This window comes from Ensifer sp. SSB1 (assembly GCF_016652895.1).
Taxonomy (GTDB): domain Bacteria; phylum Pseudomonadota; class Alphaproteobacteria; order Rhizobiales; family Rhizobiaceae; genus Ensifer.
This window is the reverse complement of sequence record NZ_JAEPRP010000009.1, coordinates 18152-35819: the sequence shown is the minus strand read 5'-3', so window position 1 is coordinate 35819 and position 17668 is coordinate 18152. Positions and strand designations below refer to the sequence as shown.

General features: G+C 62.2%; 14 protein-coding genes and 1 pseudogene. 2 read left to right on the top strand and 13 right to left on the bottom strand.

The genetic code is table 11. From position 1 onward, the window contains the following. Nucleotides 1-70 precede the first annotated feature (70 nt). Nucleotides 71-1699: a glycoside hydrolase family 43 protein gene (locus I8N66_RS03820; RefSeq protein WP_291149877.1), complete on the bottom strand. Its 1629-nt coding sequence runs from the start codon at nucleotides 1697-1699 to the stop codon at nucleotides 71-73. 345 nt (nucleotides 1700-2044) lie between these two features. On the opposite strand from I8N66_RS03820, the gene I8N66_RS03815 reads away from it, so the two are divergent. Together I8N66_RS03815 and I8N66_RS03810 are read left to right on the top strand one after the other, a co-directional pair. Beyond that, nucleotides 2045-2620, top strand: coding sequence for a TRAP transporter small permease subunit (locus I8N66_RS03815; RefSeq protein WP_113539372.1), 576 nt, complete (start codon nucleotides 2045-2047; stop codon nucleotides 2618-2620). Next, the gene (locus tag I8N66_RS03810; RefSeq protein ID WP_291149873.1) at nucleotides 2617-4461 is read left to right on the top strand and encodes a TRAP transporter large permease subunit; all 1845 of its coding nucleotides are present in this window, start codon (nucleotides 2617-2619) and stop codon (nucleotides 4459-4461) included. Before I8N66_RS03815 ends, I8N66_RS03810 begins: the two co-directional genes overlap by 4 nt. A gap of 305 nt (nucleotides 4462-4766) precedes the next feature. Here the strand turns inward: I8N66_RS03810 and I8N66_RS03805 are convergent, their stop codons facing one another. From I8N66_RS03805 to I8N66_RS03750, 12 genes and pseudogenes are all read right to left on the bottom strand, one after another. Continuing rightward, on the bottom strand, nucleotides 4767-5180 hold the full coding sequence (locus I8N66_RS03805) for a cupin domain-containing protein (RefSeq protein WP_291149871.1): 414 nt from the start codon (nucleotides 5178-5180) through the stop codon (nucleotides 4767-4769). A 137-nt stretch (nucleotides 5181-5317) separates the two neighbouring features. Beyond that, nucleotides 5318-6424: a TRAP transporter substrate-binding protein gene (locus tag I8N66_RS03800; protein WP_113539369.1), complete on the bottom strand. Its 1107-nt coding sequence runs from the start codon at nucleotides 6422-6424 to the stop codon at nucleotides 5318-5320. A gap of 273 nt (nucleotides 6425-6697) precedes the next feature. Further along, nucleotides 6698-7726, bottom strand: coding sequence for an L-glyceraldehyde 3-phosphate reductase (mgrA, locus tag I8N66_RS03795; protein ID WP_291149867.1), 1029 nt, complete (start codon nucleotides 7724-7726; stop codon nucleotides 6698-6700). Nucleotides 7727-7898: 172 nt separating this feature from the next. Further along, the gene (locus tag I8N66_RS03790; protein WP_291149864.1) at nucleotides 7899-8978 is read right to left on the bottom strand and encodes a DUF4274 domain-containing protein; all 1080 of its coding nucleotides are present in this window, start codon (nucleotides 8976-8978) and stop codon (nucleotides 7899-7901) included. Between the two features lie 140 nt (nucleotides 8979-9118). Further along, nucleotides 9119-10297: a Gfo/Idh/MocA family oxidoreductase gene (locus I8N66_RS03785; protein ID WP_291149862.1), complete on the bottom strand. Its 1179-nt coding sequence runs from the start codon at nucleotides 10295-10297 to the stop codon at nucleotides 9119-9121. 14 nt (nucleotides 10298-10311) lie between these two features. Then, nucleotides 10312-11073, bottom strand: a complete 762-nt coding sequence (locus I8N66_RS03780; RefSeq protein ID WP_291149860.1) for a sugar phosphate isomerase/epimerase — start codon at nucleotides 11071-11073, stop codon at nucleotides 10312-10314. Between the two features lie 68 nt (nucleotides 11074-11141). Continuing rightward, the gene (locus I8N66_RS03775; RefSeq protein WP_291149857.1) at nucleotides 11142-11831 is read right to left on the bottom strand and encodes a D-lyxose/D-mannose family sugar isomerase; all 690 of its coding nucleotides are present in this window, start codon (nucleotides 11829-11831) and stop codon (nucleotides 11142-11144) included. A gap of 5 nt (nucleotides 11832-11836) precedes the next feature. Continuing rightward, complete coding sequence (locus I8N66_RS03770) at nucleotides 11837-14317, bottom strand: glycoside hydrolase family 2 protein (protein WP_291149855.1); 2481 nt, start codon at nucleotides 14315-14317, stop codon at nucleotides 11837-11839. Between the two features lie 82 nt (nucleotides 14318-14399). Beyond that, a complete protein-coding gene (locus I8N66_RS03765) occupies nucleotides 14400-15494 on the bottom strand; it encodes an ABC transporter ATP-binding protein (RefSeq protein ID WP_291149853.1) in 1095 nt (364 codons plus the stop codon). Between the two features lie 4 nt (nucleotides 15495-15498). After that, the gene (locus tag I8N66_RS03760) at nucleotides 15499-16326 is read right to left on the bottom strand and encodes a carbohydrate ABC transporter permease (protein WP_365886783.1); all 828 of its coding nucleotides are present in this window, start codon (nucleotides 16324-16326) and stop codon (nucleotides 15499-15501) included. Nucleotides 16327-16441: 115 nt separating this feature from the next. Next, nucleotides 16442-17350, bottom strand: coding sequence for a sugar ABC transporter permease (locus tag I8N66_RS03755; RefSeq protein ID WP_291149851.1), 909 nt, complete (start codon nucleotides 17348-17350; stop codon nucleotides 16442-16444). 192 nt (nucleotides 17351-17542) lie between these two features. Continuing rightward, a pseudogene (locus I8N66_RS03750) lies at nucleotides 17543-17668 on the bottom strand (carbohydrate ABC transporter substrate-binding protein); the annotation flags it as partial.

Genomic DNA, 17668 nt, shown 5'->3' with positions numbered 1-17668 from the left:
AATATGAAACTCTACATTACAAATACGTAATGATATCTGATGTTTATTCGTATTTTCTAATGTTTTTGCATTAGCCCGCACCAAGACTGACGTAACGGAAGCAATCGAAATCGGCGGGCTTGCCGGCACCGGATGTATCGAAGGCGAACATGCCGGCGAAGGCGCCGGTGAAGGATCCATGCTCGCCGCGGCCACCCTCGTCCGAGACCACGCCCGCATCGAGAACCGGGCCGACCGCGCGCCAATCGCCTGCCCGCCTCTCCCGCCAGAAGAACTGCAGATCGTTGTCGCGGATCTCCATGGCAAGCTCGATCGGGCCATCCGGAATGGCGACGCCGCTGCCAAGTGGAAATTCCAGCCGGCCATGCGGGAAATCACCCGGGCATGACAGGATCGTCAGCGCCCGCCCCAGCGTTTCATGCCAGGTGACGCCGAGTGCATGGAACTTGTGGCGGTTGTAGTAATGCGTCAGGCCCGCGACCTGCTGGTAGGTTTCGGCCGTGAAGTCGACGGCTGTTTCGGCGCGGAAGGAATGATGCTCCTGCCGCCGCGCCACCAGCGCCTGCTCGAACCAGCTGCCGATGCTCTCGCGGCCGAAGAGCCGGAGATGACCGGCTCTCCTCTCCGGCGAGAAGATCCGCTCCGGCCGCGGCGTGCGCAGCCACTGGAACTCCAGAGGAAGTGCGTCGTCGTCGAAATCCGTCTCCACGACATCAGGCGCCTGCAGATCTTCCACCGGCCCCGGCGCGGGCACGAGCACCTCGGGCACCGGGCCGCCATTCTCCAGATAGAGCCAGCCGTCGTCGCGCCAGACGCATTTCTGCAGCGCCGTCTCGCGGCCGAGCGTGCAGCGGCGCAGAGGCGTAAGCGGCCGGCCGGTCAGGTGCGTGTGATAGGCCTGGCCATCAGGCGTTTCGACATATTGCCCGTGACCGGCACGCTGCAACGGCGCATCCGGGTGATCCTTTGACGTGATCAGATAGGTATCCGGGTGCATTTCATAGGGGCCGTCGATGGAGCGTGAGCGCGCCATGGTGACGGCGTGGTCGTAGCCGGTGCCGCCTTCTGCCGTCGTCAGGTAATACCAGCCGTTCTTCTTGAAGAGATGCGGACCCTCGACGAGGCCGAGCGGCGAACCGGCAAAGATGTTCTTCACCGGGCCGACGAGCTTGCGGGTGCGCTCGTCCCACTCCTGCAGCAGGATTCCGTCGAAGGCCGGATGTTTCGGCGAGCCGCCGAAGCTTTCAGTCCGGTGGTTCCACTGCATGTTGAGGAACCATTTGCGGCCGTCGTCGTCATGAAACAGCGACGGGTCGAAGCCTGAGGAATTGACGTAGACCGGGTCCGACCAGGTCGCCTCGATCGCCTCCGCCGTGACGATAAAATTGTGCGCGTCCTTGAAGTTGCCGTCGAAACGCTTGACGTCGGTGTAGACCAGAAAGAACAGCCCGTCATCGTAAGAGAGACACGGCGCCCAGATGCCGCAGCTGTCCGGGTTGCCGCGCATGTCGAGCTGGCTTGCGCGCTCCAGCGGCCGGCGAATGACCTTCCAGTTCACCAGATCCCGCGAGTGGTGGATCTGCACGCCCGGGTACCATTCGAAGGTGGAGGTCGCGATGTAATAGTCGTCTCCGACGCGGCAGATCGATGGGTCCGGGTTGAAGCCCCTAAGGATCGGGTTGCGGATCATGGCGGTCATGTTTCGGCGTCCTCCGTTGGTGCGCGCATCCGATCTTAAAAATCATACGATTTCAAGACTGCAACGTTGCAGTAAGACGCACGCACCGATCCCTGTGGCCGCGTTTCCACACCGATTCGCACGGCTTGCGGGTCGGCTGGAACCGTCCGCCCGTCGTCGGGCCGCCGTTGCAAATCGGGTTTGCACAAACAATGAGCAGAGCGCCGTGACAGCCTATTCTACTTTAGTCGGAGGCGGCCGAACTACCCGGGAAAATCGCATCGCGGACTTGAACGCGCGCTTGAAATCGGCACTCTGGCTGTGCTTGGCACAATAACGATAAGAGCCACTGCGGGGAGGAAATCGATGAGAGCTTTGCTCGGCTTCAGCCGACTTATAGACACGATCACGGAGTTTATCGGAAAGGCGGTTTCATGGCTCATCCTGGCGGCCGTGCTCGTCAGCGCCGGAAACGCCGTCATCCGAAAGATCTTCAACATGTCGTCGAACGCCTGGCTCGAGGCGCAATGGTACCTGTTCGGCGCCGCCTTCATGTTCGCCGCCGCCTACACGCTCAGCCAGAACGAACATATCCGCATCGACGTGGTGTACGGCCAGTTCTCGCGCCGCGTGCAGCACTGGATCGACCTGCTGGGGCATCTCTTCTTCCTGATGCCCTTCGTGCTGCTGGTGCTCTATTACCTCTTCCCCTACGTGAAGATGTCCTACGTATCGGGCGAGGTCTCTTCCTCGGCCGGCGGCCTGATCATCTGGCCCGCCAAGGCCATCCTCCTCTTCGGCTTTCTGCTGCTCGCGTTTCAGGGCGTATCCGAGATCATCAAGAAGATCGCGATCATGACCGGCAACATGGAGGACCCGACACCCTACGTGCCGACCCATGCGCCGCTTGACGATGTCGTTTCGCCGGAGACCCGTCCATGATCGAATTCATCGCTGAAAACCTGGCGCCGATCATGTTCGCGTCGCTGATCGTGTTCCTGTTGCTGGGATACCCGGTCGCCTTCTCCCTCGCCGCCAACGGCCTCCTGTTCTTCATCATCGGCGTCGAACTCGCACCGCTGTCGGACTCGATCAATCTTTCCTGGCCGCTGCTCAATGCGCTGCCGGACCGGTTCTGGGGGGTGATGTCGAACGACACATTGCTTGCCATCCCCTTCTTTACCTTCATGGGGATCGTCCTCGAGAAATCGGGCATGGCCGAAGACCTGCTCGACACGATCGGCCAGCTCTTCGGACCGATCCGCGGCGGTCTTGCCTATGCGGTCATCTTCGTCGGCGCGCTGCTTGCAGCCACCACCGGTGTCGTCGCCGCCTCGGTCATCGCCATGGGCCTGATCTCGCTGCCGATCATGCTGCGCTACGGCTATGACCGGAAGGTCGCCTCGGGCGTCATCGCCGCCTCGGGCACGCTTGCCCAGATCATCCCGCCGTCGCTCGTCCTGATCGTTCTTGCCGACCAGCTCGGCCGCTCGGTCGGCGACATGTATGCCGGCGCCCTCATCCCGGGCCTCGTGCTCACCGGTCTGTACATGGTCTACATTCTGATCATGACGATCCTGAAGCGAGACTCGATGCCGGCGCTGCCGCCGGAAGCCCGCACGCTCGGCTCCGGCGTCACCTCGCTGATCATCGCGCTCATCGTCGCCGGCGCCTTTGCCTATGCGGCGCATGTCTACCTCTATCCGACTCATGGCGAGAACGCCGATATCCTCGGCGCAACCGTGGGCGTCGCCTTCATCTACGTCGTCGCCCTGCTCGATCGCGGCCTGAAGATCAATGCGATGTCCAGGCTCGCCCAGCAGGTCATCATCGTGCTGATCCCGCCGCTGGCGCTGATCTTCCTCGTTCTCGGCACCATCTTCCTCGGCATCGCGACGCCGACCGAAGGCGGCGCCATGGGGGCCGTCGGTGCGCTGATCATGGCGGCGGCCAAGGGCCGGCTCCACATGGACGTCGTGCGTGGCGCGCTGACGGCGACGACGCGGCTTTCGGCCTTCGTGCTGTTCATCCTCATCGGTGCGCGCGTCTTCTCGCTCACCTTCTATGGGGTCAATGGCCACCTCTGGGTCGAACATCTGCTGACGGCGATGCCGGGCGGCGAGACCGGCTTCCTGATCGCCGTCAACCTGCTCGTCTTCTTCCTGGCCTTCTTCCTGGATTTCTTCGAGCTCGCCTTCATCATCGTGCCGCTCCTGGCGCCGGCTGCCGACAAGCTCGGCATCGACCTCATCTGGTTCGGCGTGCTGCTCGGCATCAACATGCAGACGAGCTTCATGCACCCGCCCTTCGGCTTCGCGCTCTTCTATCTGCGCTCGGTCGCGGCAAAGGTGCCCTATCTCGACAGGCTCACCGGCAAGACGATCCAACCGGTGACGACCGGGCAGATCTACTGGGGTGCGGTGCCTTTCGTCGGCATCCAAATCCTGATGGTGGCACTGACGATCATGTTCCCGCAGATGGTCATGCACTACAAGGGAACGGGACCGGTCGTCGACCCGAACACCATCAAGATCGAGGTTCCCAGCTTCGCGCCAGGGGGCGGCTTGTCATTGCCGGACAATGGCGGCGGTCTCGGCCTTCCGGGCGGCCTGCAGCTTCCGGGTGATAGCCCGCTCGACCAGAAGCCTGCCGACCAGGGCGGCGGCTCTCAACCGCAGCCGGCACCTTCGAACGACCTCAGCCAGCCGCCGTCGTTTGGCACGGGTGCCCAGCCGCAGCCAGCGCCTTCAAACGACCTCAGCCAACCGCCGTCGTTCAAGTAAGACGGCTGGCACCCCAAACAGAAGGGCGGCCCCGTAAGGGTCGCCCTTTTCGTTTGCCAACAACGATGCACGATACCTGCAGGAGGTCGAGCGGAAACCACACTCTCCCTCATTCCTGTGCCTGTCACAGGAATCCAGCCAGCCCTAGTCCTTGGGCTGAAAAAAGCCTTTCGATCCGACGGACGTCGGATCGCTGGATCCCCGCCACAAGGGCGAGGATGAGGGAGAACAGGGCACGCATATCGCCACAAGCCATCGGTGATGGTCCGTCAGCAATCTCAGAGCAGCCACACCAAACGCATTGTTCACTCGATCCGCTTGGCCGGATTGTCGCGATACCAGTCGACGATCATGGGCATCATCTCCTCGAACGGACCTCCGACGAAGACATTGAGCAGCCCCATGCGCTCGGCGCTCTCGTTGCGAAAATCATGCATCGTGCCGCGCGGGATGACGCACAGCGAACCCTTCGGCATCTGGTGCCAGGTGTCGCCGACGAGCACGCTGGCGGTGCCATCGATCACATAGAAGATCTCGTCATTGTCATCATGCTTGTGGGCGCCCGGCCCCTCGTGTCGGGCCTCCAGCCACCATTCCGAGATCGAAAAGCGGCCCGCCGTCTCGGCACCATCGGCTTTGAAGACCGCCTGTATCGCGCCCATGTCGTACCGCCGACCGCCATCGGGACCGAGCACGACCGATTGAGCTTCGCTTTGCATGGCTGCTCCTCCGCTCCGTTGAGGCCGCAACCCTACCACGAAATCGCTTTGTTCGCCGGTCGATGTCTCCAAACGAAAAAACCGCCCGCAACGAATGTTGCGAGCGGCTCCTGATCTGTCGGCGATGGGCGAAAAGCTTAGAGCTTGCCGCCGCGCTGCTGGATCATCATGAAGGTATCGTAGTTGTATTCGGCGATCTGGGCGTTGAGGTAGTACTCGCCGCGGAACGCCTTGATCGAGTCCCAGATCTTCTTGAAGGTCGGGTTCGAGTCTTCCATTTCGGCATAGACTTCGTTTGCCTTGTCGAAGCAGGCCGAGAGGATTTCGGCGCTGAACGGGCTGAGCTTCGCGCCTGATGCAACGAGGCGCTTGATCGCCGCCGGGTTCAGGTAGTCGTACTTCTGCAGCATGTTCGCGTCGGTCGCCTGGCAGGCGGTGCGTAGCAGCGACTGGTAGTTCTTCGGCAGGCCTTCGAAGGCCGCCTTGTTGAACATGGCGTGAACCGTCGGGCCACCTTCCCACCAGCCGGGATAGTAGTAGTACGGCGCGACCTTGTAGAAGCCGAGCTTCTCGTCGTCATAGGGACCGACCCACTCGGCCGCGTCGATCGTGCCTTTTTCCAGTGCCGGATAGATGTCGCCGCCGGCGATCTGCTGCGGCACGACCCCGAGCTTTTCGACGACCTTGCCGGCAAAGCCCCCGATGCGCATCTTCAGGCCCTGCATGTCGGCGACCGTCTTGATCTCCTTGCGGAACCAGCCACCCATCTGCACGCCGGTGTTGCCGCCGGGGAAGCCGATGAGACCCTGGGTCGCCAGGAACTCGTTGAAGAGGTCGATGCCGCCGCCATGGTAGTGCCAGGCGTTCATGCCACGCGCGTTGAGCGCGAAGGGAACGGCCGCACCAAGCGCCCAGGTCGGGTCCTTGCCCCAGTAATAATAGGCGACCGTGTGGCAGGCCTCGACCGTACCGGCCGCAGCAGCGTCAGCAGCCTGCAGGCCAGGAACGATTTCGCCGGCTGCGAAGACCTGGATCTGGAACGCGCCGTCGGTCGCCTCGGACACGTATTTGGCCAGCACTTCGCCGCCGCCATAGATCGTGTCGAGAGACTTCGGGAACGATGACGCCAGGCGCCAGTTGACCTTGGGGTTTGCCTGCGCGATGGCCGGCGTCGCAAGCGCGGCAGCACCTGCGGCCGCCAGGCCGCCGAGGCTTGCGTTTTTGATAAATGAACGGCGATCCATGGTTCCTCCCCTAGTTCTCGCCTGAAGGGCGGGCGCGGTGCGCCACCTCCCACTAATCCACCCTGCCCCTTCCCGGACGACGGTGGCTCCTCCTCGTTACCCGCCGAAAGCGACACGGATCCGCATCGCAACCGCCGGGCATTGTCGCACCTTACAGAAACACAAAACCATGTCCAGAAGGCGCCTTTCGGCGCGTATTCGACTTTTGTCTAATGCGCCGGAAGATAGCCCGATCTGCCCAAAATGCAGGCAAATCAATGTTTTCAGCAGACCTCAGCGTTCGGCCGAGGAGGCCCAGAGGTTGATGTCGGCTTCGCGCGCATAGAGATCGATCTCCGCCAGTTCTTCCGCCGTGAACGTGTCGTTCTCCAGCGCCTTGACGCAATCGACGATCTGTTCGGAGCGGCTGGCGCCGATCAGCGCCGAGGTGATGCGACCGTTGCGCAGCACCCAGGCAAGCGCCATCTGCGCCAGCGTCTGGCCGCGCTTTTCAGCAATGCCGTTTAGCTTGCGGATGTTGTCGATGATCTCAGGACGAATGAAGTCCTTCTTCAGGAAGTGGTTCTGCGCCGCGCGGCTGTCGCTCGGAATGCCCTGCAGATACTTGGTCGTCAGCATGCCTTGAGCGAGCGGCGAGAAGACGATCGAGCCGATGCCGAGATCCTCGAGCGTGTGGATCAGGCCATCATCTTCGATCCAGCGGTTGAGCATGGAATAGCTCGGCTGGTGGATGAGGCAGGGCGTACCCAGATCCTTCAGGATCGCCGCCGCTTCGCGGGTGCGCTGCGAGTTGTAGGAAGAGATGCCGACATAGAGCGCCCGGCCGGAACGAACGATATGGTCGAGCGCGCCGCAGGTCTCTTCGAGCGGCGTGTCCGGATCGAAGCGGTGCGAATAGAAGATGTCGACATAGTCGAGGCCCATGCGCTTCAGGCTCTGGTCGCAGGACGCGATCATGTATTTGCGGCTGCCCCATTCGCCATAGGGACCAGCCCACATGTCGTATCCGGCCTTGGACGAGATGATCAGCTCGTCGCGTAGGTGCGCGAAATCGGTGCGCATGATCTCACCGAAGGCGGTCTCAGCCGAGCCCGGAGGCGGACCGTAATTGTTGGCGAGATCGAAATGGGTGATGCCGAGATCGAACGCGGTGCGGCACATGTCGACCTTGCGGTCGTGCGGCGTGTCGTTGCCGAAATTGTGCCAGAGCCCCAGCGAGATCGCCGGCAGCTTCAGGCCGGAACGGCCGACGCGGTTATATTTCATGGTGTCGTAGCGGTTTTCCGCCGGTAGCCAGGTCATCGCAAATCCTCCGCGATCGGTATCTGGATGGCGTGGGAACAGCCATCCAGTGAACTCAAGGGGCTCCGCAGTGCTTGCGGATACCCGACAGGAAAAGCTCTAGCGCATATGCGGAAGACCCGGAATCGATATCGAGGTGATTTGCACACTTTCGCGTTGCGGCCCAGGCTGCCTAAACCGCCTGGAGATTTTCCGATTTCGCCAAGAGCAAGCGGTCGTCGTGCACTTCATAAGGTGTAGCTGGCATTCGCCCCGTCACAGGAACTGGCGTCGACAGGAGTTTCACCGGCAACGGGAAAGGCACATTCCGACCAGCCGCTTCGATGCGCTCTTTTTTTGAAAGCATCATGTCAAGCAGGCCGGCATTGCTCTCGGTGGTACAAAGCCAATCCGGCGCCAATTCGTGACGTACGAAACTGGAACCCTCCGATCGCACGCCGATCATGGCGAGAAGCTTCACCTCCGTACTTTCGGCTCGCTTGTCACCAGGCTCGCGCCATTGCGTACCGCCCGAAGCTATATCCATTGCGACATCCGGCGCCATGAGATGAAGGATAAGTATCGCCGTTGCAGCATCGCATTCGGGCTGCGTCACAACCCATAACAGGACGTCGTAGAGCTCTTCGTAGTCCCAATTGAGCCCAGGCAGCAGATGCCACAGATCCGGATCTCGCGGCGCTTCAGTCCTCAACCACTGCAAAATGTCTGGAATCTCCCAGAAATAATATTCTGCCGCCCAACGGGCATCCGAGGCCCGTTTAGCCTCCGCGTCGAGCTTGGCTTGGCGCCTCACCCGCCTGTACCGGGCCACGCGATCGATCATTTGTCGGGCGTACGATCTGCGTGGCGGCGGCCCGCCGTAAATGTCGCGCAATTGCTGAAACGCCTTCTGCTCTTGCTCGGAGAGCCGGGGGAACGTGCTCTTGAATTCCCGATCGTTCATCGTCGTTGTCGCGTGCAACAATTCGACAAAGCGCGCCTCGCGTTTGCTAAGGTCGGCAAATACCGGCGGCGGACCACCGCCCCCGGTGGTCTCGGAGATCGTTTCCAGCGTGCCAAGCATGGCGGGCCGCGGCCGCTTGGAGTGAGCCGATGCGCGCGAACCGGATAGAAACTCTGCACGCGCCGCGTCGTAGATTTCCGGCAATTTGCCGAGTGTCCTGTTCAGCCTTCGCCGGTCCAAATGCTGGTAGAGAAGAAACAGGCAACTCAGGACGACAACGGCGATCCAAAACAGTGTCTCGACACGCATTCCAACACCCCCAGATTGTACCTTGGGTGTATACGCACTCTGCATTGCCGAGGTGTTAAGCGCTGTTGGAAACGTGTCGTCACCGTCCATCTCACCGGGGCGCGTCACTCTTGGAAACGCCCCGGTGCAAGGTCGTAGAATTACGAGGCTGCGGCACGCCTTTCGCTCGATGCGTCCTCTTCCACCGCACGCAACAGCGCCCGCGCCTCCTCGATGCCGAGGGCTGCCGGCTGAGTGCAGGTGGTGGAAAGCTCGATGAACCGTCCCTCCTCGCCGGATTTCAGGATCGAGACCATGACGTCGACGCCGTGCAGCGCCCGGTCGAGCGAGCAGCGGGCATCGCGGCCCTCAAGGATCGCCAGCGCCATGTCGGCTAGACCGGCGGTGCGGTAGTTCGCCATCGGTCCTTGCGGGTGCTCCTGGTTGGCGATGCCGAAGGGGTGATCCCAGGGTTCGAGCGGCTGGATGTTCTTGTCCTGTCCGCTGATCTCCACCGTGCCGCCAAAGAAGTTCGGGTCCGGCACGTAGAGCGAGCCCTCGGTGCCATAGAGCTCCATGTTGGCATGGCGGTGTGACCAGACATCCCAGCTGGCTGACAGCGTGATCGTCGCGCCATTCTCAAACTCGAGCAGCGCGTGAATGTTGGTCGGCGTCTTGACCGGGATGACCTCGCCCTTGCGCGGCTCGCTGGTGATCGTGCGGGTCGGGTTGGCCTTGGTGGCGAGAGCCGCCACGCGCTTCACCGGGCCGATCAGGTTGATCAGGTTGGCGATGTAGTAGGGGCCGAGATCGAGGATCGGGCCGCCGCCCGGCAGGAAGAAGAAGTCCGGGTTCGGGTGCCACATCTCCATGCCGGGGCTCATGACATGGCAGGTGCCGGAGGTTACCCGGCCAATCTTGCCGGCATCGACGGCGCTGCGGGCAAGCTGATGCGCCCCGCCGAGGAAGGTATCGGGTGCGCAGCCGACCGAAAGACCCTTCGCCTTGGCGATTGCCCTGAGCTCTTCGCCCTGCTCGAGCGAAAGCACCAGCGGCTTTTCCGAATAGACGTGTTTCCCGGCTTCGAGGATCGCCTTGGAGACCGGGTAATGCGCGTCCGGGATCGTCAGGTTGACGACGATATCGACATCGGGATTGGCAAGAAGGGCCTCGATGCTCTGGGCTTCGACGCCGTACTCAGCCGCCCGCGCCTCGGCCGCCGCCGGGTTGATGTCGGCGCAGGCGACGACCTTGATGCCCTTGAAGAGCGGGGCGAGCTTGAAGTAGGTGGTGGAGATGTTGCCGCATCCGATGATGCCGACGCCAAGTTCCTTGGTCATGGATGAACCTGTTCTCAATAGGATTGGATGGAGGCGAGCGAGCGCTTGGCGAAGCGCTGGAAATCACTCGGATTGTCATGTTCGGCGATGAAGTAGCGCGCCTTGGTTCCCGAGAGCGCCTGGAACAGACCCTTCCAGTCGACGGTGCCCTCGCCGACATCGGCCCAGCCATCCTCGTCCTTCTTCTCGCCCGTCGGCGCGATATCCTTCACATGCACGGCGGTGATGCGGTCGCCATACTTCCTGATCCAGGCGATCGGATCGGCACCGCCACGGATGATCCAGGCGATATCGGCTTCCCACGAGAGATCCGGTCCGCCCTCAAAGATCAGGTCCTGCGGGATGCTGCCGTCCGGAAGGGCAAAGAACTCGAAATCGTGGTTGTGCCAGCCGAAGATCAGCCCGGCATCGCGATAGGGCTTGCCGGCCCTCTGCAGCCGCTCGCCGAAGGCACGCCAGCCGGCGGCATCGGTCGGGCGCTGGTCGGGCAGCAGGTAGGGGCAATAGATCGCCTTGATGCCGAGCGCCTTGGCGATTTCGAGCACGCGCGCCGGATCGCTTTCGAGCATGTCGAGACCAAAGTGGGCAGTCGGCATGGCAAGGCCATTCTCGTCGAGACCTTCCTTGAAGCTCGCGATCTCGGCGTCACTGAGCGCCGCATAGAGCGCGCCATAGCCTTCGACCTGGCTGTAGCCGGCGTCGCCGAGCGCCTTCAGCACATTGGCGAAAGGCGGGAAATTGCGGGCGCTATAAAGCTGGAAACTGACGTCCTTCATGAAATCCTCCTCGATTTCGTCTTGGGTCCTTGGGGGCTTTGGGGGTCTTGGGATTGTCGGGAGTGGGATCACCTGAGCCAGCTGTCGTAGTCCGACACCAGCAGATGGGTGGGTGCCGCATCCTCCTCGATCGCCGAGAAGCGACCGACCGGCTCGCGGAAATAGTTGTCGGTGAGATCGTCGTTGACGGTCGAGACCTCGCCCATCAGCACGTCGGCGCCTTCCGCCCAGAAGGCATGCCAGTTGCCGGGCAGCAGCGTGACGCTTTCACCGGCCCTGAGCTTCAACAGGTCGCCGGCTTTGAGCGTCCGCAGCCGCGCGTCGGTCGCGACGACGACGTCGCTCTCCTCGTCGACCGAGCCATCGGCCTTGGAATTGTACATCTGCAGCACCAGCGCGCCGCCGCCGCGATTGATGATGTCCTCGGTCTTTATCGCGTGGCGATGCAGCGGATTGACCTGATCCTTGGCGGTAATCATCAGCTTTTCGGCATAGACCATGCCCTGCCCGGTCTTAAGGTTCGAGGCATTGCCGTTGCGCAGCGTGAAGAGCACCAGCCCCAACTTGTCGAAGCGGCCCTTGCCATAGTCGGTGATGTCCCAGCCGAGCCGGGCGTCGAAGATCGTCGGGCTGTTGGACCTGATACGCACCTTCAGCTGCTCCGGCGACCAATAGGCAAAGGGCGGCAGTGTGAAGCCGAAGCTCTTCATGAAGGCATCGCTTTCGGCGATGATATCGTTGACGTGGCTGCGTTTCATGACGGTCAACCCTTTCCCTGGCAGGATTCGAGATCGAAGGCGGCAAAGCGCGGCAGCGCACCTGCGCCAAGCGGCACCTTCGGGGTGAAACGGATGACCTTGGCCTCACCGGCGGTGAGATCAAAGGCGTTGTCGGAATAGCGGCCGGCGACATCCGCCTCGATCATCACATGCAGCGCCAGGCCGCTCGCCTTGACCGTGACGTCGAAGACGCCCGCGCCTGCGGGCGCGACATCGAGCGTCAGGCCGGATGGCTTGAGGTCGAGCGCCTTGTAGGTGCCGTTGACGTGATGCCCCTCGCCGCGCATGCCGCTCGATGCCTCGAACGTCCAGAACAGCAGGTTGCCTTCGGGGATGTCAAAAGCGGCAATGCTCACCAGCGTGACGGCCCGGTCGGGGCTGCAGGTGCCGGCGGCCGCCGTCAGCGGCGTGCGCCTGCCGTCGAGCGAAACGAGGAACGTCTGCAGCTCCACCGTCACCGGCTCGGCCGTATCGTTGACCATCGAGAAGGCAATCTCCTTGCCGTCCGTGGACGGGATCGCTGCAACCGAAACCGGCTGGAAGAAGCGGCGCACCATGTAGTGCATCGCCTTCCAGCTGCCGCCATAGTCGAGGCTCGACCAGGAGGCGACCGGCCAGGTGTCGTTGAGCTGCCAGTAGAGCGTGCCCATGCAATGGGGCTTCAGCGAGCGCCAATAGTCGACGGCCGTACGGATCGCCAGGCCCTGCTGCACCTGGCTCAGATAGACGAAACTCGGGAAATCCTTGGGGAAGCGGAAGTAGCGGAACATCGTGCCGGCGATGCGCTCGTTGCCGCCGACATTCTTCTGGTGGCTCTCGATCACGGGCGACGCGATATTGAGGTCCTTCTCGGCCGCAAACTGCCGGATGACCGGCATCGACGTATAGGACTGGAAGCCGAACTCCGAGCAGAAGCGCGGCCGCACGGTGCGGTAATTGTCGAAGGACTTGTTTTCGTGCCAGACCGACCAATAGTGCATGTCGCCGGAACCATCGGCATGCCAGGCGTCGCCGAAGTCGAGATATCCCGACGCCGGGCTCGACGGCCACCAGATCGCTTCGGGCAGCGCCGCCTTCAGCGCCACCTCGATGGTGCGGTTCAGCCGGTCATAGGAGACGAGATAACGGTCGCGATCCTTGCGCGGTTCGTCGAACCAGGTGAGCGCGCCGACGAGTTCGTTGTCGCCGCACCAGATTGCGATCGACGGATGGGTCGACAGGCGCTTGGCCTGATAGTCCACTTCGGCCGCGACATTTTCGAGAAAGTCCGGCGTCGACGGGTAGAGGTTGCAGGCGAACATGAAGTCCTGCCAGACCATGAGGCCCAGCCGGTCGCACAGATCGTAGAACCAGTCCGGCTCGTAGAAGCCGCCGCCCCAGACGCGGATCATGTTCATGTTGGCATCGACAGCCGAGGTCAGAAGATCCTCGACGCCATCGCGCGTTACCCGCGACGCCAGCGCATCGGCCGGGATCCAGTTGGCGCCCTTGCAGAAGATCTCGCGCCCGTTGACGCGGAAGGCGAAGCGGCTGCCGGCCTCGTCCTTGTCGGTCAGAAGCTCGATAGTGCGCAAGCCGATCTGGCGTGTCACCTGCTCGTGCGGCACCTCGACGGTCAGCTTTGAGAGATGCTGCTCGCCGCTGCCGGCCGGCCACCAGCGCTTCGGCTCGGTCACGGTAAAGACATGGGTGATGCGCGTCTCGCCCTTGCCGACGGCGCAATCGAGCCGTTCGCGGTCCTCATCGAGCGAGAAATGCACCGGCACGATGCCCGGCCCATCGGCAAAGAGCGTCAGCGTCACCACCAGATCGACGCTGCCATCCTCCAGCCAGACCTGCTTCGTCGTCACATGCTCGATGCGGGCAATCTCAAGCCGGCAAAGGGCGATGTCGCCGTAGACGCCGAGCGGCGCGATCGCGAGGTTCCAGTCCCAGCCGAAATGGCACTGGGGCTTGCGCAGCATGTTGCCGTTGGCGATCGGCGAATTGCCGGGATGGTAGGGAACGTAGAAAGGCTGCTCCGCCTGACGGCGCACACCCTCCGCGATCGAGGAATGCAGCACGATGCGGATGCGGTTTTCACCGGCGGTGAGCGCGCGCGAGACGTTCGGCCGATAGCGGCGAAAGCAATTCTCAGCTTCGAGCACCGGCTTGTCGTTGACGAAGACGGACGCGACCGTGTCGATGCATTCGAGGTCGAGATACCAGTACCCGGCAAGATCGTCAGCTGCGACCGACACCGTGCGCTCGATCACCCAATCCTTGTGCGCTACCCACTGCACGTCGTTCTCGTTGCGGCCGACATAGGGGTCGTCGATCTCGCCGGCCTTCTGCAATGCCGAGTGCACATCGCCAGGCAGCGCGATCGCCAGCGCATGGCTGTTGTCGACGGAGCTGAGCTGCCAATCCCCCGAAAGGTCGAGGCGGATGGCGGTGCGGGTATAGTCCTCAGAGAGCATTGTCATATTCCACGGTCGACCGGCGGCGCCGGCACAGTCATTGTCGGGATGGGCCGGGCGGCAGTTCCGCCCGGCGCCATCTCATTGTTTAAAGGCGATTCTCGCTCGTCGCATCGAAGATCGAAGCAACGCCCATGTCGAAGGAAAGCGTGACGGCCGTGCCCGGCGCGTAGCGACGCTGGCCGGCGATGCGCACCGACATCGATTGCCCGGCGAGCTTCAGCCACAAAAGGTTGTCCGCACCCATCGGCTCCTCGATATCGACCACCGCGCGGTGCGAGGCCACAGCACCGCTCGCCGCCTCGTCGACGCGCACATGTTCGGGCCTGAGGCCGAGCACGACCTTCTGCCCATGCACGAAGGGCGCGCGCGACGGATAGGCCGACACGTCGAAATCGACGCCGTTGGCGTGCACATAGGCGCGCTGATCGCGAAGCTGCAGCTCGCCGCGGAAGAAGTTCATCGACGGCGAGCCGATGAAGCCGGCGACGAACAGGTTTTCCGGCGCGTTGTAGATCGTCATCGGATCGGCAAGCTGCTGGATCACGCCGCTCTTCATGACCGCGATGCGGTCAGCCAGCGTTAGCGCCTCGATCTGGTCGTGGGTGACGTAGATCATCGTGTTCTTCAGCGACTGGTGCAGCCGCTTGATCTCGACGCGCAGCTCCGAACGCAGCTTGGCGTCGAGGTTGGAGAGCGGTTCGTCGAACAGGAACACATCGACGTCACGCACCAGCGCCCGGCCGATCGCCACGCGCTGGCGCTGGCCGCCGGAGAGTTCCGAGGGCTTGCGCTTCAGCAGCGGCTGGATCTGCAGAATCTCGGCGGCGCGGCTGACGCGCTTGTCGATCTCCTCCTTCGGCACTTTCGCGACCTGCAGGCCGAAGGAGAGGTTCTTTTCCACCGACATCTGCGGATAGAGCGCGTAGGACTGGAACACCATGCCGATGCCGCGGTCCTTGGGTTCCTCCCAGGTCACATTCTTGTTCTTGATGAAGATCTGGCCGTCGCTGACATCGAGCAGGCCGGCGATGCAGTTGAGCAGGGTCGACTTGCCGCAGCCGGACGAGCCGAGCAGCACCAGGAACTCGCCGTCCTTGATGTCGAGGTTGAGCGTGTCGAGCACAGTGACGGCACCGAAGCTCAACGACAGGTCTTTGACCGATACGCTGACGTTTTGCATGTTGTTACCCTTTCACTGCGCCGGCGGCGATACCGCGGACAAAAAGCCGTCCGGAGACGAAGTAGACGAAGAGCGGAACCGCCCCGGTCAGGATCGTCGCCGCCATGTTGACGTTGTATTCCTTCACGCCCTGGACCGAATTGACGATGTTGTTGAGCTGGACCGTCATCGGGTAATATTCCGGCCGGGTGAACACGACGCCGAACAGGAAGTCGTTCCAGATGCCGGTGACCTGCAGGATCATCGCCACGACGAAGATCGGCAGCGACATCGGCAGCATGATCTTGAAGTAGATCGTCCAGAAACCGGCGCCATCGACGCGCGCCGCCTTGAACAATTCCTCCGGAAGGCCGGCGAAATAGTTGCGGAAGAGCAGCGTCAGGATCGGCATGCCGAAGATGGTGTGCACGATGATGAGACCGGTCAGCGTTCCGTAGATGCCCAGTTCCCGGAGCACAATGACGATCGGATAGATCATCACCTGATAGGGAATGAAGGCGCCGACGATCAGGATCGTGAAGAACAGTTCCGCACCCTTGAAGCGCCAGTTGGCAAGTGCATAGCCGTTGACCGAGGCGATCGCGATCGAGACGATCGTCGAGGGCACGGTGATGCGCACCGAGTTCCAGAAGCCGCGCGAAAGCCCGTCGCAGTTGAGCCCCGTGCAGGCGCTCGCCCAGGCCTTGACCCAGGGCTCGAAGGTGATTTCGACCGGCGGCGCAAAAATGTTGCCGAGCCGGATTTCCGGCATGCCCTTCAGCGAGGTCATGACCATCACATAGAGCGGCAGCAGGTAGTAGAGCGCCACGACAACAAGCGTGCCGTAGATCATGATGTTGCGGCCCGAAAGCGCCCGGCGGGGCTTGGCACCGCGGGGACCGGCGACGACCCGGTTTGTCCGCGCCTGCAGTGCCGTCTCGTCAGTCACTGAATTGAAAGCAACGATATCAGACACGCTTGCGCCCTCCCCCGAATTCCAGATAGGCCCAAGGCACGATGATGATGGCGACGGTGATGAGCATCATGGTCGAGGCGGCGAAGCCCTGGCCGAGGTTCTGCGCCTGGAACATGTAGTCGTAGACGTATTTTGCCGGCACTTCCGACGCGATGCCCGGGCCGCCGCTCGTCTGCGCCACCACCAGATCGTAGACCTTGACGATGCCGCTCGCGATGATGACCAGCGTGGTGATGAAGACGCCGCGCATCATCGGGATGACGACGAAGATGTAGGTCTTCCACATCGGGATGCCATCGACGCGCGCCGCCTTCCAGATATCCTCGTCGATGCCGCGCAAGCCGGCCAGCATCAGGCACATGACAAGCCCGGTGCCCTGCCATAGGGCAGCGATCAGGATGCCGTAGATGACGATCTCGGAATTATAGAGCGGGTCGAAAGTGAAGCTTTCCCAGCCGAGCGATCGCACGACCGACTGGATGCCGAATTCCGGATTGAGCAGCCATTGCCAGACCAGCCCCGTCACGATGAAAGACAGAGCGAAGGGATAGAGCATGATGGTGCGGAAGGTGTTCTCGAAGCGGATCTTCTGGTCCATCAGCGCCGCCAGCACGAAGCCGATGACGAGGCTGAAAATCAGCGAGAAGAGACCATAGATCGCCAGATTCTGCACCGAGACCAGCCAGCGTGGTGCTGCCCACAGGCGTTCATACTGGTCGAGACCGACGAAGGATAGCCGCGGCAAGAGCTTGGAATTGGTGAAGGAATAGACGACCGTCCAGATCGTACCGCCGAGGAAGATCACCACGGCCGTCAGGATCATGGGGACGGAGGCAATCTTCGCGTTCAGGTTCCGCAGCCACTGGTTCGGTCGGCCCGAACCCTCAGTGTAGCCTGCCATTTTTGTTCCTCCGGAACTGCAATGGGTTTCGGACGATGGGCAGCGCCAATTGCGCCTTGCCTCATCAGGGCGACAACCACTCCCAAGGGGTCCGCGAACGCGATCACGCGCGGACTGCCGGCAGGGTCATGCCGTGCCGGATGGGAGGCTTTGACCGGCCCCTTGAAGCGAGGCCGGTCAAGGCAGTTGCGGTTACTCCGCCGCGGCGATGATGTCGGCGAAGCGCTTCTGCGCGTCTTCCGGCGTGATCGACGGGTTGGCGAAGAATTCGGAGAACAGGTCCTCCTTCTGCTTCTGGCTGTCGGCCGAAAGCAGCTG

What these genes read in the sequence shown, in the direction of transcription:
- I8N66_RS03820 (WP_291149877.1), bottom strand. Translation starts at nt 1,699, where the DNA reads ATGACCGCCATGATCCGCAACCCGATCCTTAGGGGCTTCAACCCGGAC.
- I8N66_RS03815 (WP_113539372.1), top strand. Translation starts at nt 2,045, where the DNA reads ATGAGAGCTTTGCTCGGCTTCAGCCGACTTATAGACACGATCACGGAG.
- I8N66_RS03810 (WP_291149873.1), top strand. Translation starts at nt 2,617, where the DNA reads ATGATCGAATTCATCGCTGAAAACCTGGCGCCGATCATGTTCGCGTCG.
- I8N66_RS03805 (WP_291149871.1), bottom strand. Translation starts at nt 5,180, where the DNA reads ATGCAAAGCGAAGCTCAATCGGTCGTGCTCGGTCCCGATGGCGGTCGG.
- I8N66_RS03800 (WP_113539369.1), bottom strand. Translation starts at nt 6,424, where the DNA reads ATGGATCGCCGTTCATTTATCAAAAACGCAAGCCTCGGCGGCCTGGCG.
- mgrA (WP_291149867.1), bottom strand. Translation starts at nt 7,726, where the DNA reads ATGACCTGGCTACCGGCGGAAAACCGCTACGACACCATGAAATATAAC.
- I8N66_RS03790 (WP_291149864.1), bottom strand. Translation starts at nt 8,978, where the DNA reads ATGCGTGTCGAGACACTGTTTTGGATCGCCGTTGTCGTCCTGAGTTGC.
- I8N66_RS03785 (WP_291149862.1), bottom strand. Translation starts at nt 10,297, where the DNA reads ATGACCAAGGAACTTGGCGTCGGCATCATCGGATGCGGCAACATCTCC.
- I8N66_RS03780 (WP_291149860.1), bottom strand. Translation starts at nt 11,073, where the DNA reads ATGAAGGACGTCAGTTTCCAGCTTTATAGCGCCCGCAATTTCCCGCCT.
- I8N66_RS03775 (WP_291149857.1), bottom strand. Translation starts at nt 11,831, where the DNA reads ATGAAACGCAGCCACGTCAACGATATCATCGCCGAAAGCGATGCCTTC.
- I8N66_RS03770 (WP_291149855.1), bottom strand. Translation starts at nt 14,317, where the DNA reads ATGACAATGCTCTCTGAGGACTATACCCGCACCGCCATCCGCCTCGAC.
- I8N66_RS03765 (WP_291149853.1), bottom strand. Translation starts at nt 15,494, where the DNA reads ATGCAAAACGTCAGCGTATCGGTCAAAGACCTGTCGTTGAGCTTCGGT.
- I8N66_RS03760 (WP_365886783.1), bottom strand. Translation starts at nt 16,326, where the DNA reads ATGATCTACGGCACGCTTGTTGTCGTGGCGCTCTACTACCTGCTGCCG.
- I8N66_RS03755 (WP_291149851.1), bottom strand. Translation starts at nt 17,350, where the DNA reads ATGGCAGGCTACACTGAGGGTTCGGGCCGACCGAACCAGTGGCTGCGG.